26 protein-coding genes and 2 tRNA genes are annotated in these 25,847 nt (G+C 50.3%); 11 read left to right on the plus strand and 17 right to left on the minus strand.

All coding sequences use genetic code 11. From position 1 onward, the window contains the following. Positions 1 to 6 precede the first annotated feature (6 nt). The 6 genes from FH968_RS22060 to aspA all read right to left on the minus strand — a co-directional run bounded on the left by FH968_RS22060 (position 7) and on the right by aspA (position 5,949). A tRNA-Phe gene (locus tag FH968_RS22060) sits at positions 7 to 82 on the minus strand. Between the two features lie 239 nt (positions 83 to 321). Next, on the minus strand, positions 322 to 897 hold the full coding sequence (locus FH968_RS22065) for a transcriptional regulator (RefSeq protein WP_139883361.1): 576 nt from the start codon (positions 895 to 897) through the stop codon (positions 322 to 324). A gap of 46 nt (positions 898 to 943) precedes the next feature. Beyond that, positions 944 to 2,701: a protein-disulfide reductase DsbD gene (locus FH968_RS22070; RefSeq protein ID WP_139883363.1), complete on the minus strand. Its 1,758-nt coding sequence runs from the start codon at positions 2,699 to 2,701 to the stop codon at positions 944 to 946. Further along, entirely contained in the window at positions 2,677 to 3,000 is a 324-nt protein-coding gene (gene cutA / locus FH968_RS22075) for a divalent cation tolerance protein CutA (RefSeq protein ID WP_139883365.1), read from the minus strand. Before cutA ends, FH968_RS22070 begins: the two co-directional genes overlap by 25 nt. 98 nt (positions 3,001 to 3,098) lie before the next feature. Continuing rightward, complete coding sequence (locus tag FH968_RS22080; RefSeq protein WP_139883367.1) at positions 3,099 to 4,400, minus strand: anaerobic C4-dicarboxylate transporter; 1,302 nt, start codon at positions 4,398 to 4,400, stop codon at positions 3,099 to 3,101. 112 nt (positions 4,401 to 4,512) lie between these two features. Continuing rightward, complete coding sequence (gene aspA, locus FH968_RS22085; protein WP_139883369.1) at positions 4,513 to 5,949, minus strand: aspartate ammonia-lyase; 1,437 nt, start codon at positions 5,947 to 5,949, stop codon at positions 4,513 to 4,515. A 340-nt stretch (positions 5,950 to 6,289) separates the two neighbouring features. On the opposite strand from aspA, the gene FH968_RS22090 reads away from it, so the two are divergent. The 4 genes from FH968_RS22090 to FH968_RS22105 all read left to right on the plus strand — a co-directional run bounded on the left by FH968_RS22090 (position 6,290) and on the right by FH968_RS22105 (position 9,397). Next, positions 6,290 to 6,775: an FxsA family protein gene (locus FH968_RS22090; protein WP_139883372.1), complete on the plus strand. Its 486-nt coding sequence runs from the start codon at positions 6,290 to 6,292 to the stop codon at positions 6,773 to 6,775. 137 nt (positions 6,776 to 6,912) lie between these two features. After that, positions 6,913 to 7,206, plus strand: coding sequence for a co-chaperone GroES (locus tag FH968_RS22095; protein WP_043081801.1), 294 nt, complete (start codon positions 6,913 to 6,915; stop codon positions 7,204 to 7,206). A 38-nt stretch (positions 7,207 to 7,244) separates the two neighbouring features. Beyond that, positions 7,245 to 8,885, plus strand: coding sequence for a chaperonin GroEL (gene groL / locus FH968_RS22100; protein ID WP_139883375.1), 1,641 nt, complete (start codon positions 7,245 to 7,247; stop codon positions 8,883 to 8,885). Between the two features lie 140 nt (positions 8,886 to 9,025). Continuing rightward, the gene (locus FH968_RS22105; RefSeq protein WP_305038339.1) at positions 9,026 to 9,397 is read left to right on the plus strand and encodes a DUF4156 domain-containing protein; all 372 of its coding nucleotides are present in this window, start codon (positions 9,026 to 9,028) and stop codon (positions 9,395 to 9,397) included. Positions 9,398 to 9,479: 82 nt separating this feature from the next. Here the strand turns inward: FH968_RS22105 and epmB are convergent, their stop codons facing one another. Continuing rightward, positions 9,480 to 10,508 carry an EF-P beta-lysylation protein EpmB gene (gene epmB / locus FH968_RS22110; protein WP_139883380.1) on the minus strand — a complete coding sequence of 343 codons (1,029 nt, stop codon included), beginning with the start codon at positions 10,506 to 10,508 and terminating at the stop codon, positions 9,480 to 9,482. A gap of 40 nt (positions 10,509 to 10,548) precedes the next feature. Here epmB and efp point away from each other — a divergent pair, with 40 nt between their 5' ends. The 3 genes from efp (at position 10,549) to ecnB (ending at position 11,560) form a co-directional block, all read left to right on the plus strand. Next, positions 10,549 to 11,115 carry an elongation factor P gene (gene efp / locus FH968_RS22115; protein WP_139883382.1) on the plus strand — a complete coding sequence of 189 codons (567 nt, stop codon included), beginning with the start codon at positions 10,549 to 10,551 and terminating at the stop codon, positions 11,113 to 11,115. 61 nt (positions 11,116 to 11,176) lie between these two features. Next, a complete protein-coding gene (locus FH968_RS22120) occupies positions 11,177 to 11,311 on the plus strand; it encodes an entericidin A/B family lipoprotein (RefSeq protein ID WP_139883384.1) in 135 nt (44 codons plus the stop codon). A gap of 102 nt (positions 11,312 to 11,413) precedes the next feature. After that, positions 11,414 to 11,560, plus strand: coding sequence for a lipoprotein toxin entericidin B (gene ecnB, locus FH968_RS22125; protein WP_139883386.1), 147 nt, complete (start codon positions 11,414 to 11,416; stop codon positions 11,558 to 11,560). A gap of 47 nt (positions 11,561 to 11,607) precedes the next feature. Here the strand turns inward: ecnB and FH968_RS22130 are convergent, their stop codons facing one another. After that, positions 11,608 to 12,195, minus strand: a complete 588-nt coding sequence (locus tag FH968_RS22130; protein WP_139883389.1) for a response regulator transcription factor — start codon at positions 12,193 to 12,195, stop codon at positions 11,608 to 11,610. Positions 12,196 to 12,466: 271 nt separating this feature from the next. Between FH968_RS22130 and sugE the strand changes: the two genes are divergently transcribed. Further along, positions 12,467 to 12,784, plus strand: a complete 318-nt coding sequence (sugE, locus tag FH968_RS22135; protein ID WP_139883391.1) for a quaternary ammonium compound efflux SMR transporter SugE — start codon at positions 12,467 to 12,469, stop codon at positions 12,782 to 12,784. On the opposite strand, the gene FH968_RS22140 is transcribed toward sugE, so the two are convergent. From FH968_RS22140 to frdA, 6 genes are all read right to left on the minus strand, one after another. Beyond that, on the minus strand, positions 12,781 to 13,314 hold the full coding sequence (locus FH968_RS22140; RefSeq protein ID WP_139883395.1) for a lipocalin family protein: 534 nt from the start codon (positions 13,312 to 13,314) through the stop codon (positions 12,781 to 12,783). The genes sugE and FH968_RS22140 overlap by 4 nt on opposite strands. 100 nt (positions 13,315 to 13,414) lie before the next feature. Further along, positions 13,415 to 14,566 carry a CMY2/MIR/ACT/EC family class C beta-lactamase gene (gene ampC / locus FH968_RS22145; RefSeq protein ID WP_139883398.1) on the minus strand — a complete coding sequence of 384 codons (1,152 nt, stop codon included), beginning with the start codon at positions 14,564 to 14,566 and terminating at the stop codon, positions 13,415 to 13,417. Positions 14,567 to 14,723: 157 nt separating this feature from the next. Further along, on the minus strand, positions 14,724 to 15,083 hold the full coding sequence (gene frdD / locus FH968_RS22150; RefSeq protein ID WP_064540797.1) for a fumarate reductase subunit FrdD: 360 nt from the start codon (positions 15,081 to 15,083) through the stop codon (positions 14,724 to 14,726). A 10-nt stretch (positions 15,084 to 15,093) separates the two neighbouring features. Beyond that, complete coding sequence (frdC, locus tag FH968_RS22155; protein WP_139883401.1) at positions 15,094 to 15,489, minus strand: fumarate reductase subunit FrdC; 396 nt, start codon at positions 15,487 to 15,489, stop codon at positions 15,094 to 15,096. A 10-nt stretch (positions 15,490 to 15,499) separates the two neighbouring features. Next, complete coding sequence (locus FH968_RS22160; RefSeq protein WP_370451547.1) at positions 15,500 to 16,225, minus strand: succinate dehydrogenase/fumarate reductase iron-sulfur subunit; 726 nt, start codon at positions 16,223 to 16,225, stop codon at positions 15,500 to 15,502. Positions 16,226 to 16,229: 4 nt separating this feature from the next. Then, the gene (gene frdA, locus FH968_RS22165) at positions 16,230 to 18,023 is read right to left on the minus strand and encodes a fumarate reductase (quinol) flavoprotein subunit (protein WP_139883406.1); all 1,794 of its coding nucleotides are present in this window, start codon (positions 18,021 to 18,023) and stop codon (positions 16,230 to 16,232) included. A gap of 329 nt (positions 18,024 to 18,352) precedes the next feature. On the opposite strand from frdA, the gene epmA reads away from it, so the two are divergent. Beyond that, positions 18,353 to 19,330 carry an elongation factor P--(R)-beta-lysine ligase gene (gene epmA / locus FH968_RS22170; protein ID WP_139883409.1) on the plus strand — a complete coding sequence of 326 codons (978 nt, stop codon included), beginning with the start codon at positions 18,353 to 18,355 and terminating at the stop codon, positions 19,328 to 19,330. A gap of 48 nt (positions 19,331 to 19,378) precedes the next feature. Here the strand turns inward: epmA and mscM are convergent, their stop codons facing one another. From mscM to rsgA, 3 genes are all read right to left on the minus strand, one after another. Next, positions 19,379 to 22,714 carry a miniconductance mechanosensitive channel MscM gene (mscM, locus tag FH968_RS22175; protein ID WP_139883421.1) on the minus strand — a complete coding sequence of 1,112 codons (3,336 nt, stop codon included), beginning with the start codon at positions 22,712 to 22,714 and terminating at the stop codon, positions 19,379 to 19,381. A 141-nt stretch (positions 22,715 to 22,855) separates the two neighbouring features. Further along, positions 22,856 to 23,791: an archaetidylserine decarboxylase gene (asd, locus tag FH968_RS22180; RefSeq protein ID WP_139883412.1), complete on the minus strand. Its 936-nt coding sequence runs from the start codon at positions 23,789 to 23,791 to the stop codon at positions 22,856 to 22,858. A gap of 80 nt (positions 23,792 to 23,871) precedes the next feature. Then, on the minus strand, positions 23,872 to 24,927 hold the full coding sequence (rsgA, locus tag FH968_RS22185; protein WP_139883416.1) for a small ribosomal subunit biogenesis GTPase RsgA: 1,056 nt from the start codon (positions 24,925 to 24,927) through the stop codon (positions 23,872 to 23,874). 113 nt (positions 24,928 to 25,040) lie between these two features. Here rsgA and orn point away from each other — a divergent pair, with 113 nt between their 5' ends. Both orn and FH968_RS22195 read left to right on the plus strand, forming a co-directional pair. Beyond that, entirely contained in the window at positions 25,041 to 25,586 is a 546-nt protein-coding gene (orn, locus tag FH968_RS22190; protein WP_139883418.1) for an oligoribonuclease, read from the plus strand. Between the two features lie 174 nt (positions 25,587 to 25,760). Further along, positions 25,761 to 25,836: transfer RNA gene (locus tag FH968_RS22195), tRNA-Gly, on the plus strand. The last annotated feature ends 11 nt before the right edge of the window (positions 25,837 to 25,847 follow it).

The raw sequence follows: 25,847 nt of genomic DNA on the forward strand, positions 1-25,847 counted from the left end.
AAATAGTGGTGCCCGGACTCGGAATCGAACCAAGGACACGGGGATTTTCAATCCCCTGCTCTACCGACTGAGCTATCCGGGCAACGGAGCGCATTAAACCGTAAAGGCCGTTGGGCGTCAATAATATTTCAGGGAAAACTGTTCAATCGCCTAACTTTGCGCCAATCTTGCACATTCTTTACCCTATCTCTACCCTCTAGCGCGATGATACTCAAATCTTCCAGACATTTACCGCGGAGTCATGAATGCCAGAATACGGGAATTACGAGGGCGCCCCCAGTTATTCGCTGCACTTATGTTCTCTGGTCTGTTTGGCTGATCTCAGGTCAGTGCGCCACCTTGCCGGCACTGAGCAAACCGCAGAATGTCTTCGGCCAGACGGCGGGCGGTTTCAATGTCAGCCTGGCTGCGTTTGACCAGTAAACGGCTCAGACAACCTTCCAGCACCAGTTCCATTTGATGTGCCACCATCGTTGGGTCGTCTACTTCCAACTGCATGAGTAGTTCATGGCTGAATGCCCATGCCGTTTTCTTCTGCTGATCGGCCAATTGATGAATCGGGTGCGATGCATCTGGATAAAACGTGCAGGCGGCGATAAACAGGCAACCAGGATAGCGATCGTTATTGACGCACTCAGTCAACGCCTGATAACGCTTCAACAATTTTTGCTCGAGTGATAACTCGTCGTTAAGCATCAACTGGCGGCGCCAGATATCAACTTGCTGGCTCAGATAACGCAAGGCGTCGTAGAGCAAAGCTTCAGAGTCTGGCCAGAAATTCCTGATTTCATTTGCCGGATAGTCAGCCTCAGTGGCGACCATCTCAAGGGTGGTGCTGGCAATCCCCTCACGTTCAAGGACGTGTAGGGCGTGCTCAAGTACGTCTTCGCGTTGCACGGTTATCTCCTCCGTCGTTCAACGGTATGTCCCACATTAGTGTTGTTTACTGCGCGTGATTCTGCAAATGCGTACGGAAAGCGTCGGCATCCATAAAACCGGTAACGCGTGCGTTGGGCTGTTCCTGTCCTGTTGTATCAAAGAACAGAATGGTTGGCAGCCCTAAAACCTGCAAATGTTTTAACAACGCCGCATCTTGCGCGTTATTAGCGGTGACATCGGCCTGAAGCAACACCGTGTTTGCCAGTTGTTGTTGCACCTGCGGGTCACTGAAAGTGTATTTCTCAAACTCTTTGCAAGCCACACACCAGTCGGCGTAAAAATCGAGCATCACCGGTTTGCCTTTTGCATCAGCAAGAGCCTGATCGAGTTGCTCAACGCTGGCAATTTTTGTGAAATTCAGGTGTGCCTGGCTGGTGGTTACTGTGGAACCAAACGCCCAATCTTGTAGAGGACGAGCGCATACCAGAGCGGCACCGAGAAGGATTATTTGCACCACTCGCATCCATGGTTTGCTGGCTCCCAGACTGGTGATAAAGGCCCAACCAAAGAATGCAACGCCGAGTAAGCCCCACAGTCGAACCCCCCAGTTGTCACCCAGGCTTCGTTCCAGCAGGAAGACCGGTAGGGCGAGGATCACAAAGCCAAATGCAATTTTGACTGTTTCCATCCATGGGCCACTTTTGGGCAGCAGACGGTTACCGAAAACGGTAATCAGCATCAGTGGCAAACCCATACCCAACGCATAAAGATACAGCGTACCGCCGCCCAGCCACATGTTCCCGCTCTGAGCGATGTACAACAAAATGGCGCTTAGCGGCGCGGTGGTGCAGGGCGAACAAATCAATCCAGCCAATGCGCCCATCGCAAATACGCCACCCGCTGAACCGCCTTGCTGGCGATTACTCATCAACGTGAGGCGAGTCTGCAACGAGGATGGCAATTGCAGGGTAAACAGCCCAAACATCGATGCGGCGAGCAGTACGAACAGCGCGGATAGACCGATAAGAACGTACGGATGTTGTAGTGCGGCCTGGAATTGCAGACCCGCAGCGGCGACCACTAGTCCGAGCGCCGTATAGGTTAGCGCCATGCCTTGAACGTAGATAAAGGTCAGAAGCAGGGCGCGAGCAGTGGATAAGCGCTGTTTGCCACCGAGTACAATGCCGGAAATGAGTGGGTACATCGGCAGTACGCAAGGCGTGAAGGCGATGCCGATACCGATTAAAAATGCCCAAAGTGCTGAGAACGGGAGTTGAGCGGGAGCGGTATTGTCTGGGCCTCTCACCTCAGAGGACAGGGCGGAAGAAGAATCCGCGCTGGTTTGTTCCCTCGACAAGGGGAGATCGCTAGGCTGCGGATGACTTTCATCAGTCGCAACCACTTCGCTCAGCGGCACAACACGTGTCTCCGGCGGATAGCAGAATCCGGCCTCCGCACAGCCCTGATAGGTCACGCTGACTGTCGCCCCTTTGGCAGCAGTATGAATCGTTACCGGCAGATTAAGCTGTGTGGTGTAAATCTCGGTTTTGCCGTAGAACTCATCTTCGTGCCAGGTGCCTTTGGGCAGCTCAAGCGGAGCCAGTTCGGCCTGCGCGGGGTTGAGTTTGATTTGTTGGCGATAAAGGTAGTAGCCAGGTTTTATCTGCCAATTCAGGTTGAGCTGGTTTTCAGATTGCTGAAAATCGAACGCAAAAGCCTGATCGACGGGAACAAATTGAGATTTGCTCTGGTTATCGAACAGACCTGCAAAAGCGTGTGAACTGAATAGCGCAAAAATTAGCGCAAAGATGCGTAGATCCATGAGAGGTAGTCACTATCTCCGTGGGTAACTGGCAAGACCAGTAATTCAGGGGTTTGATATGGGTGATGCGATTTGAGGCAAGCCAGCAAGGCTTCCTGATGCTCGATATCGCTTTTGAGCAACATCTGCACTTCATACTCCTGTTCCATTTTCCCTTCCCAGTAATAGAGCGAAGTCGCACCGGGTAATAAGGTGACACAGGCCGCCAGTTTTTCAGCCAGCACAAGGGCTGCAAGTTCCTGAGCGGTGGCTTCGTCCGGGGCAGTACAAAGGATGACAACAGCCTGAGTAGTCGGCATAGCTAACCTCGTGTCTGGGGAAACAGCGGTTGACTATAGCATGGTGGAGGGAGGGGCGGTGTTAAACGGGCCGCAGTGCGACCCGTGTTTTAAAAGATTTACAGAACCATTCCACCGACGATGAAGCCGAGGATGACGCACAGCGAAATAGCAATCACGCCAGGAATCAAGAACGCGTGGTTAAACACGTACTTACCGATGCGTGTTGAACCGGTGTCATCCATTTCTACCGCCGCCAACAAGGTTGGGTAAGTAGGCAGTACGAACAGCGCAGAAACAGCTGCGAAGGATGCAATGGCGGTCAGCGGGCTAACACCGAGCATTAACGCGGCTGGCATCAATGCTTTGGTTGTCGCGGCTTGGGAGTAAAGCAGCGTTGCTGCGAAGAACAGCACAACGGCCAGCAGCCATGGATAGCCTTGCAGAAGGTCGCCCGCGAAGGCCTGGATATCCTGAATATGGTTTTTGACGAAGGTATCGCCAAGCCATGCTACACCCAACACGCAGATACAGGCACTCATACCCGATTTGAATGTGCTGGCGTTGAGGATTTCGCCAGTATCAATTTTACAAGTGATGCTGATAAGCGTGGCGATGGTCAGCATGAACACCACAATCGCTTCGTTACGTGGCAGCACTGGGTTTTGAATCAGGCCAACAGTGTCGCTGATGGCTGTCGCGTAGAACATTACCGCCACGATACCGACCAGGAACAGAAGCAACGAGCGTTTGGCATGAGGTTTCAGTTTGAAGACCTGACTGCCGCGCAGCTGCACTTCACCTTTGGCTAAGCGCTCCTGATAAACCGGATCGTCTTTCAACTCACAGCCCAGGAAGTTACAGACGATGGCTGTCAGCATAACGGCAACTAGCGTAACCGGAATACAAATACCCAGCAGAGTCAGGTAGCTCACGCCCAATGGTTCAAGAATACCGGCGAAGAAAACCACGGCGGCAGATATCGGTGAGGCAGTAATCGCGATTTGCGAGGCAACTACGGCAATAGACAGCGGGCGAGAAGGGCGGATACCTTGTTCTTTCGCCACTTCAGTAATGACTGGTAGCGTTGAGAACGCGGTGTGGCCAGTGCCCGCAAGGACGGTCATAAACCATGTCACTAGCGGGGCGAGGAAGGTGATGTATTTGGGATGACGACGCAGCAGCTTTTCTGCGAGGCTGACCAGGTAGTCCATCCCGCCTGCGACCTGCATAGCGGCTATGGCGGCAATAACGGCCATGATGATTTCAATAACATCAAACGGGATAGCACCGGGCTTAACCTGGAAAATAAGGGTTAAAACCAGCACACCAAAACCGCCAGCAAAGCCAATGCCTATGCCGCCGAGTCTGGCCCCAAGATATATCGCTAACAGCACGATAACGAGTTCAGCTCCAAACATGATTTCCTTCCTTGTGTTTGATTATTTGATAATTGTTTGTTGTGTATTTGTTGTGAGTGCAAATGAAAAAGGCACGTCCAATGGACGTGCCTTTTTTTAGCTTCCGTAAAATTTACTGTTCATTTTCATCAGTATAACGCTTCGCTTTATAAACCGGGTGCATCAGGTTGTTGATGGAGAAAATATCGTCCAGCTCTGCTTCGGTGAGCAGGCCGCGCTCCAGCACGACTTCACGTACGCTCTTACCGGTTTCCGCACAAATCTTCCCAACGATGTCGCCATTGTGGTGGCCAATGAACGGGTTCAGATAAGTCACGATACCAATCGAGTTGTAGACGTAGTTTTCGCACACTTCTTTATTAGCGGTGATGCCGTTAATGCATTTTTCCAGCAAGTTGTAGCAGGCATTGGTCAGGATATGGATTGACTCGAACATTGCCTGGCCAATTACGGGTTCCATTACGTTCAACTGCAACTGACCGGCTTCGGAAGCCATGGTCACGGTGATGTCGTTGCCAATAACTTTGAAGCAAACTTGGTTAACTACTTCTGGAATTACTGGGTTAACTTTGGCTGGCATGATAGAAGAGCCGGCTTGCAGTTCTGGCAGATTGATTTCGTTCAGGCCAGAGCGAGGGCCGGAGGAGAGCAGACGAAGGTCATTACAGATCTTCGACATTTTCACTGCCAGGCGTTTGAGCGAACTGTGAACCATAACGTAAGCGCCGCAGTCGGAAGTCGCTTCAATCAGATCTTCAGCTGGAACGCATGGAAGGTTGCTGACTTCCGCCAGTTTTTGTACAGCCAGTTGCTGATAACCTTCTGGTGTGTTCAGACGTGTACCGATAGCGGTCGCGCCGAGGTTCACTTCCAGCAGCAATTCTGCGGTGCGTAGCAGGTTGCGAGTTTCTTCATTCAACAACACGTTGAAGGCATGGAATTCCTGGCCCAGCGTCATTGGTACGGCATCTTGTAACTGGGTACGGCCCATTTTCAAGATGTTTTCGAATTCAACTGCTTTGCGCTGGAAACCATCGCCTAACTGATTGATAGCATCAATCAGTTTCACAATAGAGGCGTACACCGCGATGCGGAAACCGGTTGGGTAAGCATCGTTGGTGGACTGACATTTGTTCACATGATCGTTTGGATTCAGATACTGGTACTCACCTTTTTGGTGGCCCATCAGCTCAAGCCCAATGTTGGCGAGCACTTCGTTGGTATTCATGTTAACGGAGGTACCGGCACCGCCCTGGTAAACGTCAACCGGGAATTGGTCCATGCACTTGCCGTTATTTAGCACTTCATCACAGGCCTGGATGATGGTATTTGCGATGCTTTTCGGAATGGTTTGCAACTCCTTGTTTGCCATTGCCGCTGCTTTCTTGACCATTACCATGCCGCGAACAAATTCAGGTATATCACTGATTTTGCTGTTGCTTATGTAGAAATTTTCAATCGCTCTCAGAGTGTGAACACCATAATAGGCATCCGCTGGCACTTCCCTGGTACCCAACAAGTCTTCTTCGATACGAATGTTATTTAACATGTGAACCTTCTTAATTAAAGCTGCCATTGATTGATCACTGCACGAACAGGATCTTTGGTCGTGCGATGAATAGACCGACGATTATGTCCATATTCGATCGTAATGCCGTGATGATATGCTGATGATAGCGAAAAGCAGTAATCTGGATCACTTATTAAAGCGCATCTCACATAACAATTATTAATATGTGATGTCGATCAATTGTTGAAAACTGCCAAAAAAATAATAGGGCATTTAGATTGATTTTTGACTAAAGCACCACCATCTCTTTGGCTGTGCTTAATCGCAAACTTATTCTTGCAAGTGCCAGATGGGACTTGCTCAACTACAGGAGTATACGGTGCGCTGGATACCGTTAATTGCCGTTTTTCTCTATGTTTACATAGAGATTTCGTTATTTATTCAAGTTGCTCACGTCATGGGTGTTTTCCTGACGCTGATGCTGGTGATATTCACCTCGATTATTGGTATGTCACTGGTTCGCAACCAGGGCTTTAAGAATTTCATGCTGATGCAGCAGAAAATGGCCGCGGGTGAGAGCCCAGCCGCTGAGATGATTAAAAGCGTTTCACTGATCATCGCCGGTTTGCTGTTGTTGCTTCCTGGTTTCTTCACCGACTTCCTCGGTTTGCTGTTGTTGCTGCCTCCTGTGCAGAACCATCTGACATTAAAGCTGATGCCGCATTTGCGTTTTTCAAGTACACCGGGCGGTGGTTTTAGCGCAGGAACAGGCGGTGGTTCGACGTTTGATGGCGAGTATCAGCGTAAAGATGATGCGCCCAAACAGCTCGACGACCATGACAACGACGATCGTCACAATCGTTAAAAATCGAAAATTATTTTGTTTTCCCCCTTGAAGGGGGGAAGGCGCATCCCCATCTCTCAGGTCACCAGCCGATAACCCATTTTGGGCCGGCGTTACCTAAACAATTGATAATGACTTTCTCAAAGGAGAGCTATCACATGAGCATTCGTCCATTACATGACCGCGTTATCGTCAAACGTAAAGAAGTTGAATCTAAATCTGCGGGCGGCATCGTTCTGACTGGCAGCGCAGCAGGCAAATCAACTCGTGGCGAAATTATCGCTGTCGGTAAAGGCCGCATTCTGGAAAACGGTAACGTACAACCGCTGGACGTTAAAGTCGGTGACATCGTGATTTTCAACGATGGCTACGGTGTTAAGTCTGAGAAGATCGACAATGAAGAAGTGTTGATCATGTCAGAAAGCGACATTCTGGCAATTGTTGAAGCGTAATCCGCAAGCAAATTAAACGAATTTAAAGGAAAAGAAGAATGGCAGCTAAAGACGTAAAATTCGGTAACGACGCTCGTGTGAAAATGCTACGTGGCGTTAACGTACTGGCAGATGCAGTGAAAGTTACCCTCGGCCCTAAAGGCCGTAACGTAGTTCTGGATAAATCTTTCGGTGCACCGACTATCACTAAAGATGGTGTTTCTGTAGCACGTGAAATCGAACTGGAAGACAAGTTTGAAAACATGGGCGCGCAGATGGTTAAAGAAGTTGCCTCTAAAGCGAACGATGCTGCGGGTGACGGTACAACTACTGCAACCGTTCTGGCTCAGTCCATCATCACCGAAGGCTTGAAAGCTGTTGCTGCAGGCATGAACCCAATGGATCTGAAACGCGGCATCGATAAAGCTGTTATCGCCGCTGTTGAAGAACTGAAAGCTCTGTCTGTTCCTTGCTCTGACTCTAAAGCAATCGCTCAGGTTGGTACTATCTCTGCTAACTCCGACGAAACCGTGGGTACTCTGATCGCTGAAGCCATGGAGAAAGTAGGCAAAGAAGGCGTTATCACCGTTGAAGAAGGCTCTGGCCTGCAAGACGAGTTGGACGTTGTAGAAGGTATGCAGTTCGACCGTGGCTACCTGTCTCCGTACTTCATCAACAAACCAGAAACCGGTTCTATCGAGCTGGAAAGCCCGTTCATCCTGCTGGCTGACAAAAAAATCTCCAACATCCGTGAAATGCTGCCAGTTCTGGAAGCCGTTGCGAAAGCAGGTAAACCACTGCTGATCATCGCTGAAGATGTTGAAGGCGAAGCGCTGGCTACCCTGGTTGTTAACACCATGCGTGGCATCGTGAAAGTTGCTGCTGTTAAAGCACCTGGCTTCGGCGACCGTCGTAAAGCTATGTTGCAAGACATCGCGACCCTGACTGGCGGTACCGTAATCTCTGAAGAGATTGGTATGGAGCTGGAAAAAGCGACCCTGGAAGACTTGGGTACTGCTAAACGTATCGTTATCAACAAAGACACCACCACCATCATCGATGGTAATGGTGAAGAAGCAGCGATTCAGGGCCGTGTGACCCAGATTCGTCAGCAGATCGAAGAAGCAACTTCTGATTACGACCGCGAAAAACTGCAAGAGCGCGTAGCTAAACTGGCTGGCGGTGTTGCAGTAATCAAAGTCGGTGCTGCTACCGAAGTTGAAATGAAAGAGAAGAAAGCACGCGTTGAAGATGCCCTGCACGCTACCCGTGCTGCGGTTGAAGAAGGTGTGGTTGCCGGTGGTGGTGTTGCGCTGATTCGCGTAGCGTCTAAACTGTCTGAACTGCGTGGCCAGAACGAAGACCAGAACGTGGGTATCAAAGTTGCGCTGCGCGCAATGGAATCTCCACTGCGTCAGATCGTTCTGAACTGTGGCGAAGAGCCATCTGTTGTTGCTAATAACGTGAAAGCGGGCGACGGTAACTACGGTTACAACGCAGCAACTGAAGAATACGGCAACATGATCGACATGGGTATCCTGGATCCAACCAAAGTAACGCGCTCTGCTCTGCAGTACGCAGCTTCTGTGGCGGGTCTGATGATTACCACTGAGTGCATGATTACCGATATGCCAAAAGGCGACGCTCCTGATTTAGGCGCAGGCATGGGCGGTATGGGTGGCATGGGCGGCATGATGTAATTGCCCTTACACCTGGTGTGTTAATCACATCGTGTTAAGAAAACCCTCAGGCAGAAATGTCTGAGGGTTTTCTCTTTTTGGCCGCAGTCTGGTATAAGATCTCACCGGGCAATGATGGCCCGCCACTTTTCAAGACAGCATTGATAACGGGGAACAACATGCGCATTAAAGTTTCAGCAGGAATGGCTGTAGCAGTGCTGCTACTGGCAGGATGTAGCACCAGCAACAATCTTTCTGCTGGTGGGCAAAGCGTCCGTTTTGTTGAAGACAAGCCAGGCACCGAATGCCAATTGCTAGGAAATGCAACCGGTGAGCAAAGTAACTGGTTTTCAGGTCAGCAAGGCAGTGAAGGCGGTTCTATGCGTGGTGCAGCAAATGCGCTGCGTAATAACGCAGCGGCGATGGGTGGCAACGTGCTGTACGGCGTGAGCAGCCCGACTCAAAACTTGCTGTCGAGCTTTGCTCCGACTGCCAGCACAATGACTGGCCAGGTTTATAAGTGCCCGAACTGATTTAGATTTTCGCGCCCTCTACACGATCCCTGCTTTATTTCCTTTACAAGGGTTAGCGTGAGGGCGAAATTCTGGAAAGAAATCAACTCTGCCGTAGCTGTAAATCTAACGGTGTTTTGCTTGGCTCACCGCCAATCTCGCGCGCAAGCTTCGGCACCATATAACCTGAAATCAACGTCAGCAGTTCACGCATAATCATTCTGGCTTCATCATCGTTCACCATGAAATGCGCCGCCCCCTGAACCTTATCCAACACATGCAGGTAATACGGCATCACTCCAGCATCAAACAGCGCATTGCTCAGGTCCGCGAGAGTTTGTGCGTTATCGTTCACTTCACGCAGTAGCACGCTTTGGTTGAGCAATGTGACGCCTGCATGGCGTAAATTCTGCATAGCCGCCCTGAACTCATCGCCAATCTCATTGGCATGGTTGATATGGTTCACCAGCAAAACCTGCAACCGCGAGCGAGCGAGACGGGCTGCCAGCGTTTCAGTGATGCGAGCTGGGATAACAATCGGCAAACGGCTGTGAATGCGTAGACGCTTAATATGCGGGATCGCTTCCAATTCGCTAATCAACCAATCCAGTTCATGATCTTTTGCCATTAGTGGATCACCGCCAGAAAAGATTATCTCGTCCAGTTCAGGATGTTCGCTGATGTAGGCGATGGCCGCCTGCCAGTTGCGCTTGTTTCCCTGGTTATCGGAATAGGGGAAATGGCGCCGGAAGCAATAACGACAATTGACCGCGCAGCCACCTTTTACCAGCAACAATGCACGGTTACGGTACTTGTGCAGCAAGCCAGGTACTACGCTGTGCTGCTCCTCCAGAGGATCTGTGCTAAAACCGGGTGCGGCAATAAATTCGTCTTTGGAGGTTAAAACCTGGCGCAGTAACGGATCGTTTGGGTTGCCTTTTTCCATGCGAGCGACAAAAGCTCGCGGTACGCGCAAGGCAAAAAGGCGACGCGCATCACGTCCCGCTAACAACTCTTTATCAGCGTCTAGATCTAAAATATGCAGCAGATCGTCAGGATCGGTTATAACATCGGCAAGTTGAGTTAACCAATCTTCTCTGCGGGGGGGATTTAGGGTTACAATGTGTGCCATTTTTTGGCTAAGCTACCAATTAACAATTTCAGAGGGCCTTATGGCGACTTATTCTAGCAACGATTTCCGTGCCGGTCTTAAAATCATGTTCGAAGGCGAACCTTACGCAGTCGAATCCAGTGAGTTTGTGAAACCAGGTAAAGGCCAGGCCTTTGCTCGTGTTAAAATGCGCCGCCTGTTGACTGGCACACGCGTAGAAAAAACCTTTAAATCTACCGACTCCGCTGAAGGCGCAGACGTTGTAGATATGAACCTGACTTACCTGTACAACGACGGTGAGTTCTACCACTTCATGAACAACGAAACTTTCGAGCAGCTGGCTGCTGATGAGAAAGCTATCGGCGATAACGCTAAATGGTTGCTGGATCAGGCCGAGTGTATCGTGACTCTGTGGAACGGCCGTCCAATCGCTATACAGCCACCAAACTTCGTAGAGTTGGAAATCGTTGAAACGGATCCAGGTCTGAAAGGTGATACTGCTGGTACTGGTGGTAAGCCTGCAAAACTGTCTACTGGCGCTGTAGTTAAAGTGCCATTGTTCGTTCAGATTGGCGAAGTGATCAAAGTTGACACTCGTTCTGGCGAATACGTTTCTCGCGTTAAGTAATACGTGAAGATGTGCGGTGAGGCGTTTGGCGCCTCACCGCTGCTTGCTAAAGGCAGGGAAGATGAACCGTTTGACGAAGCATTTACTTTTCATCGCGCTGTTGACCACTATCCTGACGGGCTGCAACGCAACACGTGGTTTTGGAGAAGATCTACAGCATCTCGGCGGCGCTATTGAACGCGCAGCAAATAAGTAATCACTAACACTCCTAAAAATCTGCTTTTTCCGTCAGCCTGCCAATTTTTGTCTATGCTTTAACTGCTATACACAAACAATATGGTCAAAAAAGGAAACGGTCATGATTAAGAAAACTATTGCAGCGTTTTTCTCACTCGTAGTGCTTTCATCGTTACTGACAGCCTGTAATACGACTAAGGGCATGGGTGAAGATATTTCAAGCGGCGGTAACGCGATATCTGGAGCTGCAACAAAAGCCCAGAATTAATGTGTGATTGACGGTACGGTATGACTACCGTACCGTTATTTAATTCGCTATGGCTGATGCTGTTCTATAAATAAAGAAAATCGATTGTTAACACCAAGCTTCATACGGATATTCCGTTTGTAGGTATATACCGTCTTTGTGCTGATCCCCATTATTCTGGCAATAAAATCATTGTTAGCTTCATCGGTCCATAATTTCAATATCCGTTCCTCGCGCAACGTAAGGAGAGGTGCCGTATACCGTTTTTCCGGATGGAAAGGTGGGCGAATGCTAAGTTGCTTCTGAATAGCAGCATAAAGCTCAGACAGAGGTACCGATTTGCTATATATAGCACGCGAACCTTGTGACAGGCAGTATTCCTCAATTTTCCCGTGGCGCGTGCTGTTAAACAGCATTAAGCGAATTGAAGCCCCACAGGCTGAGTATATAGAAGATAGCTGTTGGATATTATGTAATGAGCTAGCGAAACTGGTAAAATCGGCAATAACAAGGTTAGGTCGATACTGTATTATTTTTTCACGGGCTAAAAATAAATTATCCGTTTCAGAAATAGAAAATTCTGAATTCTGATTAAGCCAGTTTTTGAATCCTTGTCGACTATAATGACAACGATCTACTAACAATATCTTATGCATGTTTACCGTTCGCGTGACTCACAATTACAGCCTTTCTGGATGTTGAAGAAAGTATATATAATATGAAGGAATTATCTGAAATGAATTGCGGATTTACGGGTTAATTAGCAGCCATTTCTCGCCTTAGTCACTTCAAACCTGCCAATGGTGCCAACAAAACGCTACTGGTAATTGTGTGCTGTGTTGCTAAAATAATGCCCTCACCCGCCTTATGGGACGACCCGTAAGCGCTTCTGGATTTCCGGGGACGGCCCCATTGCTGGAGCTGTATATGGCCTGGTTTATTCTTGCTATTGCCGGTTTATTAGAAGTTGTTTGGGCAGTCGGTCTGAAATACACCCACGGTTTTACCCGCTTATGGCCTAGTGTCATCACGGTGGTGGCGATGGTTGTCAGTGTCGCGTTATTGTCGTGGTCGATGAAAACGCTGCCAACGGGCACGGCTTACGCCGTCTGGACGGGGATTGGTGCGGTGGGTGCTGCAACTACCGGTATCTTGTTGTTAGGCGAATCAGCAAGCCTGGCTCGAATTGGGAGCCTGGCTTTGATTGTCATCGGTATTATCGGCCTGAAACTCAGCACCCATTAAGAGCTTGGCTGCTTAATCCACAGTAGCTTATTTACCGGGAAGCCTTGGCGCGTGGCGATGTCGAGCATTTGCTGTTTCACTTCAGCGCTGATCGTCGGCGTACGCGACAATATCCATAGGTAATCTTTATCCGGTCCGCACACGAGTGCGTGCCGGTAGTCGTTATCTATCGCAATCACGTTATAGCCACCATAAAACGGCCCAATGAATGAAATTTTGAGTGCCGCTGTGCTTGGTGAACCCGTGAAATACGCTTTGCCGACACTTTGCTGCCACATCTGGCGGTCAGGATTAAAACCTCTGTTTATCACGCGAATACCGCCGTCATCCATGGTGCTGTAAGTGGCGGTCACTTGTTCTAGCCCGCTTTCAAATTTGTGGTCAAGACGGGCAATTTCATACCATTTGCCGAGATACCGTTTAGCGTCAAAGTTAGTAACCACCGTGGTGCCAGGTGGAGGAGTAGGGGAACTACAGGCGACAACGAGAAACGCAACTGCAAGGGTGGTGACAATCGGCCAGATGCGCATAGCAAAATCCTTGTCTGTTTTTTGCTAAGTGTAGATTGTGGCGGGAAAAAAGCGGGGTGCAGGTAGAAATAAAAAGGCCTGCTCAGCAGGCCTGTCAGGATTACTGTAGTGCTTTGAGAATTTTGTACCCTGCTTTTACTCGTTCAGTGTTGGGGTAGCTTTTATTTGCCAGCATTACGATGCCAAGTTGTTGTTCAGGAATAAATGCCACATAAGCCCCAAAGCCCCCGGTTGAACCCGTTTTGTGGACCCAGGATGACTTAACAACAGGTGCTGGTGGTTCGATGGCAATCGCTGTATGAGGGGCAAGTGCCACTTTATTGTCGCTGCCATTAATCACAGTTTTGCTATCCAGCGGCCAGTTATGCATTTCCCAGCCTAAACCCTGATACATGCTACCAATTCGCCAGTAGCGTGACTGCGCGAGTTCAATTCCTTGCCGGAGCGTTTCATCGGCGACCTGCTCAGGCACCATATTGGTTTGCACCCAGCTCGCCATATCTTCAATTGTCGATTTCACGCCATAAGCTTCAGCATCCAGCATTCCTGGTGAAACATGTACTGCTTTGTCGTTACGATAGCCCCAGGCATAATTACGCTCTTCAGATGCAGGCACTTTTATCCAGGTATGTGAAAGGTTCAGGGGCTGGAATACTCGCGTGGACATCGCATTTTCAAAACTCATCCCCGACGGTTTTACTGCCAGCGCACCGAAAAGACCGATGCTGGTGTTGGCATACAGACGAGTAGAACCTGGAGCCCATTGCGGCTGCCAGGACTGGTAAAAGCGCAGCAGAGAAGCCTGGCTTGTGACGTCATCAGGCACCTGTAGCGGCAATCCTCCAGCGGTATAGGTGGCAAGTTGCAGCAGGTTAATCTCCTTCCATTGTTGGCCGGTTAATGCAGGCCAGTACTTTGTTGCCGGGTCGCTTAGTTTGATTTCACCACGAGCAACGCTATCACCGCCCAAAACGCCGGTAAAAGTCTTACTGACAGAGCCGAGTTCAAACAATGTCTCTTTCGTTACCGGCAAGTTTTTTGCGATATCAGCCTGGCCGTAAGTGAAGTAATACGGTTTTCCCTGATAAATAACGGCAACGGCCATGCCGGGAATACTCTGCTCTTTGAGCAGTGGTGTGATGGTGCGCTCGACAGCTTGAGCAATTTGTTTTTCGCTCAATGTTTTCGGAGCGGCAAGCGCTGAGCAAGAGGCCGTGAGCACCAGCATGCAGCAAAGCGTTTTTTTCATCATTGATAATCTTCCATAAAGAGACTCGGCACGATGTGTCCGAGCCCATCAGACGCGCCAGTCTGTTAGATTTACCTGGGGATGACAAACGATTAAACCTACCGCCATAAATAAAAAAGGCCTGCACAATAATGGCAGGCCTTCCTCGTAATCAGCGCAATTAGAGGGTGATGACACCGATAAAGGTCACGACCGTCAGGATGGCTGCAAGACCGTAGAACACCCATTTACCAGACGGTACATGGATTTTCAGATCGTGCATCGCGTGGTGGATACGGTGTAGCCCGCACCACAGCGGCAAAACAATCATCAGGAAGATGAACAGGCGGCCAATCAAACTCTGAGAAAATGCCAGTACACGTTCATAGCCTAATGCATCGCCTGGGAAAAGCCCCAACGGCAGCATAATACCAACCAACAGCACAATAACCGGTGCGATAATCGCACCCCACATACCGCCTGCGCCAAACAGACCCCAGAATACCGGCTCGTCGGAGCGTTTTGGATTTGGATTAATCATGACGTCCCCCTTACCAGAACAGTGCAATAAACAAAATGACGACAGTGGCGACAACGGTCACCGCCCACAATCCTTTAATCACTGGCTCAGGCCCCATTTTTTCATCTTTAATGATGATATTGGCGGCCTTCGGTGCCAGTTCAAACCAGGTTTTGGTATGCAGTAGGGCTGCCGCAAGCGTGACCAGATTGAGGATAACCACAATTGGATTTTGCAGAAAACCGACAAAACCTGCCCAGCTCTCTGGCCCGCTTTTCAGCGAAAACAAACCACAGATCAGTAAGATGCTGAACCAGACGGTTGGAACAGCCGTTCCTTCACGAATCATATAAAAACGATAGAAACCTAGCTTTTTCCACCAGGTGGGGGTCATCGTCCGCACATATGGCTTACGTTTCGTAGTCATTTTGCACTCCTTAGCGTGGTTTCAGGGTGGCAATCAAAAAGTCTTTCGAGCTTTCGACTTTACCCTGCTGGATGGCAGCGGCAGGATCGACGTGTTTTGGGCACACTTCGGAGCAGAAGCCCACGAAAGTACAGCTCCAGACGCCATTCTGGCCGTTTAGCTGCGCCATACGCTCTTTCTTGCCATGGTCGCGGTTATCCAGGTTGTAACGGTGAGCAAGCGTGATTGCCGCCGGGCCAATGAACTCAGGATTCAGACCAAACTGCGGGCAAGCGGAATAGCACAGGCCACAGTTGATACACCCTGAGAACTGATGGTATTTCGCCATCTGTGCAGGCGTTTGGGTATTTGGTCCCTGATCTGGTGTGCGCGGATTGCCGATGATGTACGGCTTAATCGCTTCCAGGCTTTCGATAAAGTGGGTCATATCGACCACCAAATCGCGCTCGATAGGGAAGTTCGCTAGTGCTTCAACCTTCATGCCCTGAGTGTATTCGCGCAGGAAGGTTTTACAGGCAAGTTTTGGTACACGGTTAACCATCATGCCGCAAGAACCGCAGATAGCCATACGGCATGACCAGCGATAGCTCAGATCGGGTGCCAGATTGTCTTTGATGTAACCCAGCGCATCCAGTAGCGAGGTTTGCTCATCATAAGGCACTTCGTAGATTGCACTGTGCGGCTCATTGTCCGTTTCCGGGTTGTAGCGCACGATTTCAATCTTCAGGGTCTTCATCGCATCAGCCATTCGTCATCTCCTTCTTCTTATCGGCTGCTTCAGATTCCGCACCGTAGACACGTTTAGCCGGTGGCAACGTGGTGATTTTCACATCACTGTATTCCAGACGCGTGGTTCCATTGGCGTCACGGAAAGCGAGTGTATGTTTCAGGAAATTCACATCATCACGCTCAGTACAACCTTCGTCCAGGCGTTGGTGCGCACCGCGAGACTCTTTACGTGCCATCGCTGAATGTGCCATACATTCCGCAACGTTCAGGCCGTGGCCAAGCTCGATGGTGTAGAGCAAATCGGTATTAAATACGCTGGAGGTGTCAGTAATACGCACGCGTTTGAAGCGTTCTTGCAGCTCAGCCAGCTTGTCTTTCGTTTTTTGCATCAGTTCAGGGGTGCGATAAATACCGCAGCCTTCTTCCATCGACAGACCCATTTCGTCGCGGATCTTCGACCAGTTTTCACTGCCTTCCTGATTCACTAATTTCTTAAGACGGGTTTCAACATCAGCCGCTTGCGCGTTCAATGCAGCATCATTGGCTGGTTGTGCTTCGTTTGCACGGCGCATCGCGCTTTCACCTGCCAGACGGCCAAACACCACCAGTTCTGCAAGGGAGTTAGAACCCAAACGGTTCGCGCCATGCAGGCCAACGGACGAACATTCACCGACAGCAAACAGCCCTTTGATACGACTTTCGCATTGGCCATCGGTTTCGATACCACCCATGGTGTAGTGCGCAGTTGGACGAACTGGAATCGGCTCTTTAACCGGATCAACGCCGACATACGCTTTCGACAGTTCGCAGATAAACGGCAGGCGCTCGAGGAGTTTCTTCTCGCCCAAATGACGCAGGTCGAGATAAACCACATCGCCACGTGGCGTTGGAACAGTGCGGCCTGCGCGCCATTCGTGCCAGAAGGCCTGGGAAACTTTGTCGCGTGGGCCGAGTTCCATGTATTTGTTACGCGGCTCGCCCAGAGGCGTTTCTGGACCCATACCGTAATCTTGCAGATAGCGATAGCCATCTTTGTTGACCAAAATACCGCCTTCACCACGGCAGCCTTCCGTCATCAGAATGCCGGAACCTGGCAGACCGGTTGGGTGATATTGTACAAATTCCATATCACGCAGTGGTGCTCCGTGACTCAGTGCCATGCCCATACCATCGCCGGTTACTATGCCGCCATTGGTGTTGTAGCGATAAACACGGCCCGCACCGCCTGTTGCCATCACGACTGCATTGGCGCGAATTTGTACCAGCGTGCCTTCCATCATATTCATGGCGACCAGGCCACGAGCTTCACCGTCATCTACCAGAATATCGAGCACGAAATGCTCATCAAAACGCTGGATTTGTGGGAACTGTAATGAGGTCTGGAACAGAGTATGAAGCATATGGAAGCCGGTTTTATCCGCAGCAAACCAGGTACGCTCAATCTTCATACCACCAAAGCGGCGAACGTTTACAGAACCGTCTGGACGGCGGCTCCATGGGCAACCCCATTGCTCGAGCTGCGTCATTTCGGTAGGGCAGTGATGAACGAAGTAGTCGACCACATCTTGCTCACACAACCAGTCGCCACCTGCAACGGTGTCATTGAAATGGTATTCGAAGCTGTCGTGATCCTGCGTAACTGCGGCAGAACCCCCTTCGGCAGCCACGGTGTGGCTACGCATTGGGTAGACTTTGGAGATCAGAGCGATTTTGGCTTGTGGATTGGCTTGTGCCGCAGCGATGGCTGCTCGTAAGCCCGCTCCGCCAGCGCCAATTATGGCGAGATCGGCTTGAAAGGTTTGCACGACATTCCTCCAGGTTCTTAGTTATTTCGTATAGCTAATTTAACCAAAGGTAGTACACCAATACGGCGGCAGCTATAGCGAAAGGGTTATCCCTACTCCTTTGTAGGTGCGGATTATAGCCGCAGGCATTTTATGGAAATTTGACGTGTTCGATTTTTTTGCTGTTCAGTTCGGCAATTAATTAATTCTAGTGATGAGTTACGTCACGGAATTCAAATTATTAGTGCGCAAACGGCCCTGGTGGCGATGAAAATTTACTGCGCAAAATTTGTCTCGCTTATGCGTTGCGGGTAGACTTCTCGGCCTTGTTTGAATACGGAGACTCACCCATGAGCGAAACGGCCACCTGGCAGCCGAGCGCATCCATCCCCAACCTGTTGAAGCGCGCCGCGATCATGACGGTTATTCGTCGTTTTTTTGCCGACCGTGGTGTTCTGGAGGTGGAAACACCCTGCATGAGCCAGGCTACGGTAACGGATATTAATCTGTTCCCGTTTGAAACCCGTTTTGTTGGCCCAGGCCACGCTCAGGGCGTCAACTTGTACCTGATGACCAGCCCGGAATATCACATGAAACGCCTGTTGGCGGCGGGTATTGGCCCGGTATTCCAGCTGTGCCGTAGCTTCCGTAATGAAGAAATGGGTCGTCACCATAATCCAGAGTTCACCATGCTGGAGTGGTATCGCCCGCACTACGATATGTATCGTCTGATGAATGAAGTTGATGATTTGCTGCAACAGGTTCTGGAAACAGATGCGGCGGAGTCTCTCTCCTATCAGCAGGCTTTCCAGCGTCATCTGGAGATTGACCCGCTTTCTGCGGATAAAACCCAGCTACGTGAAGTGGCTGCAAAACTTGATTTAAGCAATATTGCTGACCAGGAAGAAGACCGCGATACCTTGCTGCATCTGCTGTTTAGCATGGGTGTAGAACCACATATTGGTAAAGATAAGCCAACGTTTGTTTATCACTTCCCAGCAAGCCAGGCAGCACTGGCGCAAATCAGCACCGAAGACCATCGTGTGGCGGAACGCTTCGAGGTTTATTTCCGTGGTATTGAACTGGCGAATGGTTTCCACGAATTAACCGATGCGCGTGAGCAGCAGCAACGCTTCGATCAGGACAACCGTAAACGTGCCGCGCGGGGTTTACCGCAGCAGCCGATTGATGTGAATTTGCTTGAAGCACTGAAAGCCGGTTTACCGGATTGTTCAGGCGTTGCGCTGGGAGTGGACCGTTTAATTATGTTGGCGTTGAAGGCCGAGAGCCTGGCTGACGTGCTGGCGTTCCCGGTAGATAGAGCTTAGTCAAAGGCTAGAGAAAGCGGGTAAGCGTTTAGCTTTACCCGCTTTTTTTTACAAGCTACCCGGCGTCCTGCCAGTTTTTCCTGACGATGTCAGCGTCTTACTACTCCGTTGCCCGCCAAGACTATCCAGACGCATCTGGAACGGTGGGAACGGCAGTTCGATACCGTGCTCGCGGAACCCTTGAAGAATCAGCTGGTGTATCTCGTGACGCAGTGGCATACGGTGGCCCATCTCGGCGGCATAAATACGTAGCTCAAAGATTTGTATACCTGCCTGCAAATCCACAAGGAACGCTTCTGGCGGGGGGTTATCAATCACCAGCGAACAACGTTCAGCCGCTTGCAGCAATACATTCGTAACCTCTTCACTGTTGGCATCCGACGGCGCAGGCACTGTTAACACCACACGCGTAACCGAATCCGACAACGACCAGTTGATGAACTGCTCGGTGATGAACGCTTTATTCGGCACAATTATCTCTTTGCGGTCCCAGTCGCTGATGGTGGTGGCTCGTGTATTGATTTTGGTGACGCTGCCGGTGAGGTCGCGGATTGTCACGGTGTCGCCAATACGAATCGGTTTTTCGAACAGGATAATCAGGCCGGAGATAAAGTTGGCGAAGATCTCCTGTAAACCAAAACCTAAACCGACACCCAGAGCGGCAACCAACCACTGTAGTTTCGACCACTCAATCCCAATCATTGAGAATCCGACCAGCGTACCCACGAGTAACAGCAGATATTTGGTTACTGTCGTAATGGCGTAGCCCGTACCCGGTGCTAAATCCAGGTGCTGTAACAGCGCGAGTTCGAGCAGTGCGGGTAGATTACGTACCAGTTGCATAGTGATAATCAGCACCAGAATGGCAATCAGTACCGCACCCAGCGTAATCGGCTCCAGGCTTTCAACGCCTTGCACCGTTGAAGTCACATCCCACAACGTGATGTTTTCAAGGAAGCCAAATGCAGAATGGATTTCTGACCACAGCACAATCACCGACAGTAGCGCAATCAGCATCAGAATCGAACGCACCAGGCGCAGTGACTGCACGCTGATGGTATCCAGATCGATTTCCGGCTCTTCGATGATTTCTGCAGAACCTTCAGTACTGTGAGCATGAGCCGTCTCTTCTTCGCCACGAGCACGCTGGGCGAGGATTTCAGCACGGCGATGTTTTGCACGGTCAAAGGCCAGACGGCGGCGTTGAATTAGCATCCAGCGGCGGAAGATATGATAAACCACCAGTAGCAGGAACCAGATGGCTACCGAGGTTTCAAGTCTTGCCAACAAGGCTTGTGCCGTCGCCAGATAACCCACTATCGCGGCCAGAATGGCAAGCAATGGAGCCGCAAGCAACAGGTTCCACAACATCGTGTTAGCGATGTTTTCGCTATTGCCTTGCTTATCCAGATACAGCGGAATACCCGCGCGTTTCAGGCTTAATGTAACCAGCGCCATCGCACCGCAAATCAGCATAAAGCACAGCCGCCCCAACGAGCCTGAGAACTCACGGTCACTAAGATTATCGAACATAATCAATGCCATGATCAGTGGCACAATAAGGCCGATGCTCATCAGGTAATAACGCATGGCGCGGGCAACACGTGGCTGCGGCCAGCCAAAATGCACGATGAATAAGCCATTTGGGCGGGCGAACGTTGCGCAAATCATCACGGCCCATAGCAACGGAACTGTGGCTGTTACGCCATCACCAATTGCCACCGCAAGGGGATACGGCCAGGCGGATTGCAGCCCATAGCCTAGCGTCGCCCACAGCACTGGCAGAGGTAGAGCCACTAGAATCGACCAGAAAACTGTTCGCAACGTTAAGCTGAAATGATCCTGAGTAACCTTACCGACTTTGGCGCTTGAACGTTCAAGGAAAGCGGTGAAATGGCGGCGTGAACTGACACTGAACCCCACGAGTATTAGCGCAGCAAACAGCGGCAGCAGCGTTTCCTTGCTGGTTAGCATCATGATGGTGGCGCTGCCGAGTTGGCTGAACGTATCCATTGACACCAGGCGGCGCAAATCCTGCACTATCTCAACTGGCCAGGTGATGCCCACGGGGCTGACATCTGACGTCCAGAACAAATAACGGTGGGTGGCTTCGTTCACCTCTTTGAGCGCATCTTCAAGTTGGCTATTAGCCACTTTCAGCTTGGTCAGCTCAAGAATGAGGTTGTCGCCACCTTGAAGCAGGGAATTCAACAGTTCACGTTGGGTGCGCAGTTGCGCTTCCAGAATTCGATTTTGTTCTGAAGTCAGCGGCTGGCCGTCGGTCTGACGAATCTGACGCAACTGCTGATGCTTGCTCAGCAGGTCTTCGTAATGCAGGCGCTGCACTCGCAACTGCCCAAGTTCGGTATCCAGTTGCTGTGATTTTGGCATTTCTGGCAAACGGGCGACCTGAGCACGTAATGCTTCGCCTAGAACGTTTGATACGCCAAGCCATTGTGACTGCTCGCGTAGCGTGTTGAGCGCCTGGCGTACTTGCAGCGTTTGGCTGCTGGCCTGCCGTTGCTGAGAGGCAACTAAGTCCATACGTTGAGCCTGTTGATTCAACGCCTGGGATAGCTGACGGTTATTTTTAAATTGGTCAACAATGTCTGGCGGTAGGTTAGCACTGCTTTCGGCCAGCAGTTCGGTGCTTTCCAGAGCTTGTTCGGCTTCACGCTGGCGCTGATTATTGAGCTGATTACGCAAGGCCTGAAGATAGGCATCCAACTGCGTGCTCTGTTTTTGCGCAAGCTCAGCTCGTAGGCGAGAAAGCTCCTGGCGGTTGCTTGCCGATAGTTGTGCCAGTTCCAGTTCATCAACCAATGCTTTCAGGCGGGAAGACTCAGCCTGCAAAGAGAGATTTTGCGCCTGCGATAATGGTGTGTTGGTGGTTTGCGTTCCCATCCGGCGTTCAATTTCGTTTAACTGACGGCGGGCATCGGTTTGCTGTTGTGGTAGTTGGCTGAGGGAATCTGTGATTTCTCGGGTGCGCTCTTGCTCTTGCTGTGCAAGGCGGCTTTTATCCAGCAGTTGGCTGCTAACTTGCAGGATTTCCTGATTTAACTCGTCAGTTGACATGTTCTCAGGCACTTTTTGAGGTTCATCGCGTGAGTTATTGATTTGTCTGCGCAATGTTTCAGAAAGCTTGGGGAAGTTATCAATGACTTGTTGGTATTGAGTCGCCCGTTCCAGGGAGGCTTTGCGTTCATCAAGCGCATTGAGGGCGGCCTGAAGTGCTTCCACAGCTTCAGCATTGCCAGGCTTATCTTTTGCGGATTTAGCTTGTTCCAGTTCCTGGGATATTTGCCTGGCATCGGGGGCTGTTGCGGCAAAGGCACCAAAGCTCAGGCACCAGGCCATCAAGAAAGTTAGTATCAGGCGCACGTCAGTACCTTTTTTACCCTTCATCTTTCAAGCTGTAGCTATGTTGGCTGCCTCACTCACCCCAGTCACTTATTAATATAAGTGACTGGGGGTTTGCTCTGTTGCCGCCTTGCTACAACTCGAATGATTTTGGGTAAATGATTAAGTTTCTGGTTGAAGTTTCACGTCAGATTCTGGAATTTCACTCACTGGTACTTCTGGTTCGCTTTTGAATTCGGTGGAAATAGCCAGCGGTTCACCAATCTTCGTAGCTGACAGGTTTTGTAACTGCTCGGCCAGATTGACTTTACCCGGTGCGAACAAGTTAATGACCGTCGAACCCAGTTTAAAGCGACCCATTTCCTGGCCTTTTAACAACGCCACAGAGCCTTCGCTTTCACCGGCAGGCCATGTCCAGCGTTTGATAACGCCTTCACGTGGTGGCGTGATGGTGCCCGCCCAGACGGTTTCAATGCTACCAACAATGGTGGCACCAACCAGAATTTGCGCCATCGGGCCAAACTCGGTATCGAACAGGCAGATAACTCGTTCGTTACGGGCAAACAGATTCAGTACGTTTTTCGCCGTTAAATGGTTCACGGAGAACAGATCGCCCGGCACGTAAATCATTTCGCGCAAAATACCGTTACACGGCATATGTACACGGTGGTAATCACGCGGTGACAGATAAGTGGTAACGAAGCTGCCGTTACGGAACAAATCAGCCATCAGGTAGTTACCAGCGAGCAGAGCTTCCAGGCTGTAATTATGGCCCTTTGCCTGCAAAATTTTGTCTTCTTCGATCGGGCCCAGCTGGCTAATCACGCCATCTGCCGGCATTACCAGCACATTCGGGTCTGTATTCACCGGGCGAACATCGTCGCGCAGCGGACGAACGAAGAATTCGTTGAAGGTGCGATAGTTGGCAGTGTCTGGCTTCTGTGCTTCCTGCATATCGACTTTGTAGTACTTAACGAACATGTCGATAACCAGTTTGGTTAACCAACCCGCTCGTTTGCTTGCACCCCAGCCTGCCAGGCGAGTCAGCCAAAGTTTAGGCAAGATGTACTGGAGCGAAAGTTTAAAGTTGTCTAACAAAATAGCCTCCTGGCTAAGTACACGTTTTCGTGGGCATACACAAAAAAGGAGCGCGATTTTAGCGATGCCCAGCTTAATTGTCAGCGGTTAGTATCGGAAAAGGTTTTACGCGATTTTACCTCAGACATACTTTCCAGTATGCGATGGTAATTATCGAAGCGCGATTCAGCGATGTCCCCACGTTCAACGGCTTCACGCAGTGCGCAGCCAGGATCGTTATCGTGGCGGCAGTCACGATATTTGCAGTGCCCCAAATAGTCGTGGAATTCAATGAATCCGTGGGTGACTTGATCCGGTTCTAAGTGCCACAAACCAAACTCACGTACGCCTGGGGAGTCGATAACATCGCCACCCCCTGGGAAGTGGTACAGACGTGAGGCTGTGGTCGTGTGCTGGCCCAAACCTGAGTTGTCAGACACATCGTTAACCAGAATCTGGACTTCTTTAAAACCAAGCAAGTTATTCAGCAGACTGGATTTACCCACGCCTGATTGCCCGGCAAAAATACTGACGCGCCCGATCAGTGCTTCTTCAAGCTCTTTCAGGCCTTCCACTTTGTGGCTGGAAACCATCAGCACGCGGTAACCAATTTTGCGATAGATATCCATCTGTTCGTTAACGAACTTCAAGCCTGCTTCGTCTAGCAAATCGGTTTTGTTCAGTACTAGCAGCGGCTCAACGTCGAGGGTTTCGCACGCGACCAGATAACGGTCAATAATATTCAGTGACAGCTCAGGCAAAATCGCGGAAACCACGATAATTTGGTCGATGTTTGCGGCAATCGGTTTTACGCCGTCATAGAAATCAGGGCGGGTCAGGACCGTGGTGCGTTCGTGCACCGCATCAACAATGCCTTTTATGGTTACGCCAGCCGCTGCTTCTTTTGCTGGACGCCAGACCACATTATCGCCAGTAACGAGCGAGCGAATGGTGCGGCGAATATTACAACGGTGAACGTCACCACCTGGTGATTCAACATCGGCATGCTGGCCGAAGCGGCTGATTACGCGACCATCGCGCGGTTCGCCAAACTGAGAGTCGTCAGGATCGGCTTTCTCCACAGTCTGTTTAAGCCGACGCTGATGGTTTGCACTAACCCGGCGCTGCTGTCCTTTGGAGAGTTTATTTTTGCTCAATCTTACTGGCTCCTGGTCGCCCGTGGTGGGCAAAACCTCTATGATACACACTATTTTATACGAGTTAACCCATCGTCACGGGTGGGCTACGCACAAGAAGGGTGGAAAATAGCATGAGTGGAAATGAAAACAATCTGATTTGGATTGATTTAGAAATGACCGGCCTTGACCCCGAGCGGGATCGCATAATTGAAATCGCCACTCTGGTTACTGACGCCAATTTGAATATCCTCGCCGAAGGGCCAACTATCGCGGTTCATCAGTCTGACGAACAACTGGCGCTGATGGATGACTGGAATGTGCGTACCCATACTGGCAGCGGCCTGGTTGAGCGCGTTAAAGCGAGCACCCTGGACGATCGTGCGGCTGAACTGGCAACGCTTGAGTTTCTCAAGCAGTGGGTTCCCGCTAATAGCTCGCCAATTTGCGGGAACAGCATCGGCCAGGATCGTCGTTTCCTGTTTAAGTATATGCCCGAACTGGAAGCTTATTTCCATTACCGTTATCTGGATGTCAGCACCCTGAAAGAGTTGGCGCGCCGTTGGAAACCTGAAATTTTGGCTGATTTCAAAAAGCAGGGCACCCATCAGGCAATGGATGATATTCGTGAGTCGGTGGCTGAGCTTGCGTTTTACCGCGAGAATTTTATTAAGCTTTAAAAAGTGAGTAGGAGGAGCAAAACTCCTCCTTCGTTGGTAATTTAATCGTTTTGTCGTTTTAATCACCATTCAAACTAAATTCGTGAAAAAAATGCTTTGGAGGGGTTGCGACTAAAACGAATTCTCGTATAATGCGCCTCCCGTACCGATGCAGAATTTGCAGCGTTACACAGAGCGGGAATAGCTCAGTTGGTAGAGCACGACCTTGCCAAGGTCGGGGTCGCGAGTTCGAGTCTCGTTTCCCGCTCCAAAATTTGATTT

The organism is Buttiauxella sp. B2 (genome assembly GCF_006376615.1).
Classification (GTDB): Bacteria; Pseudomonadota; Gammaproteobacteria; order Enterobacterales; family Enterobacteriaceae; genus Buttiauxella.

Excerpts from the sequence above, each read along its gene's own strand:
- FH968_RS22160 (WP_370451547.1), bottom strand. The coding sequence starts at position 16,225 with ATGAAGACCCTGAAGATTGAAATCGTGCGCTACAACCCGGAAACGGAC.
- orn (WP_139883418.1), top strand. The coding sequence starts at position 25,041 with ATGAGTGGAAATGAAAACAATCTGATTTGGATTGATTTAGAAATGACC.
- sugE (WP_139883391.1), top strand. The coding sequence starts at position 12,467 with ATGGCCTGGTTTATTCTTGCTATTGCCGGTTTATTAGAAGTTGTTTGG.
- aspA (WP_139883369.1), bottom strand. The coding sequence starts at position 5,949 with ATGTTAAATAACATTCGTATCGAAGAAGACTTGTTGGGTACCAGGGAA.
- FH968_RS22095 (WP_043081801.1), top strand. The coding sequence starts at position 6,913 with ATGAGCATTCGTCCATTACATGACCGCGTTATCGTCAAACGTAAAGAA.
- frdC (WP_139883401.1), bottom strand. The coding sequence starts at position 15,489 with ATGACTACGAAACGTAAGCCATATGTGCGGACGATGACCCCCACCTGG.
- groL (WP_139883375.1), top strand. The coding sequence starts at position 7,245 with ATGGCAGCTAAAGACGTAAAATTCGGTAACGACGCTCGTGTGAAAATG.
- ampC (WP_139883398.1), bottom strand. The coding sequence starts at position 14,566 with ATGATGAAAAAAACGCTTTGCTGCATGCTGGTGCTCACGGCCTCTTGC.
- FH968_RS22130 (WP_139883389.1), bottom strand. The coding sequence starts at position 12,195 with ATGCATAAGATATTGTTAGTAGATCGTTGTCATTATAGTCGACAAGGA.
- frdD (WP_064540797.1), bottom strand. The coding sequence starts at position 15,083 with ATGATTAATCCAAATCCAAAACGCTCCGACGAGCCGGTATTCTGGGGT.
- FH968_RS22120 (WP_139883384.1), top strand. The coding sequence starts at position 11,177 with ATGAACCGTTTGACGAAGCATTTACTTTTCATCGCGCTGTTGACCACT.
- FH968_RS22140 (WP_139883395.1), bottom strand. The coding sequence starts at position 13,314 with ATGCGCATCTGGCCGATTGTCACCACCCTTGCAGTTGCGTTTCTCGTT.
- ecnB (WP_139883386.1), top strand. The coding sequence starts at position 11,414 with ATGATTAAGAAAACTATTGCAGCGTTTTTCTCACTCGTAGTGCTTTCA.
- FH968_RS22080 (WP_139883367.1), bottom strand. The coding sequence starts at position 4,400 with ATGTTTGGAGCTGAACTCGTTATCGTGCTGTTAGCGATATATCTTGGG.
- efp (WP_139883382.1), top strand. The coding sequence starts at position 10,549 with ATGGCGACTTATTCTAGCAACGATTTCCGTGCCGGTCTTAAAATCATG.
- epmA (WP_139883409.1), top strand. The coding sequence starts at position 18,353 with ATGAGCGAAACGGCCACCTGGCAGCCGAGCGCATCCATCCCCAACCTG.
- epmB (WP_139883380.1), bottom strand. The coding sequence starts at position 10,508 with ATGGCACACATTGTAACCCTAAATCCCCCCCGCAGAGAAGATTGGTTA.
- cutA (WP_139883365.1), bottom strand. The coding sequence starts at position 3,000 with ATGCCGACTACTCAGGCTGTTGTCATCCTTTGTACTGCCCCGGACGAA.
- FH968_RS22070 (WP_139883363.1), bottom strand. The coding sequence starts at position 2,701 with ATGGATCTACGCATCTTTGCGCTAATTTTTGCGCTATTCAGTTCACAC.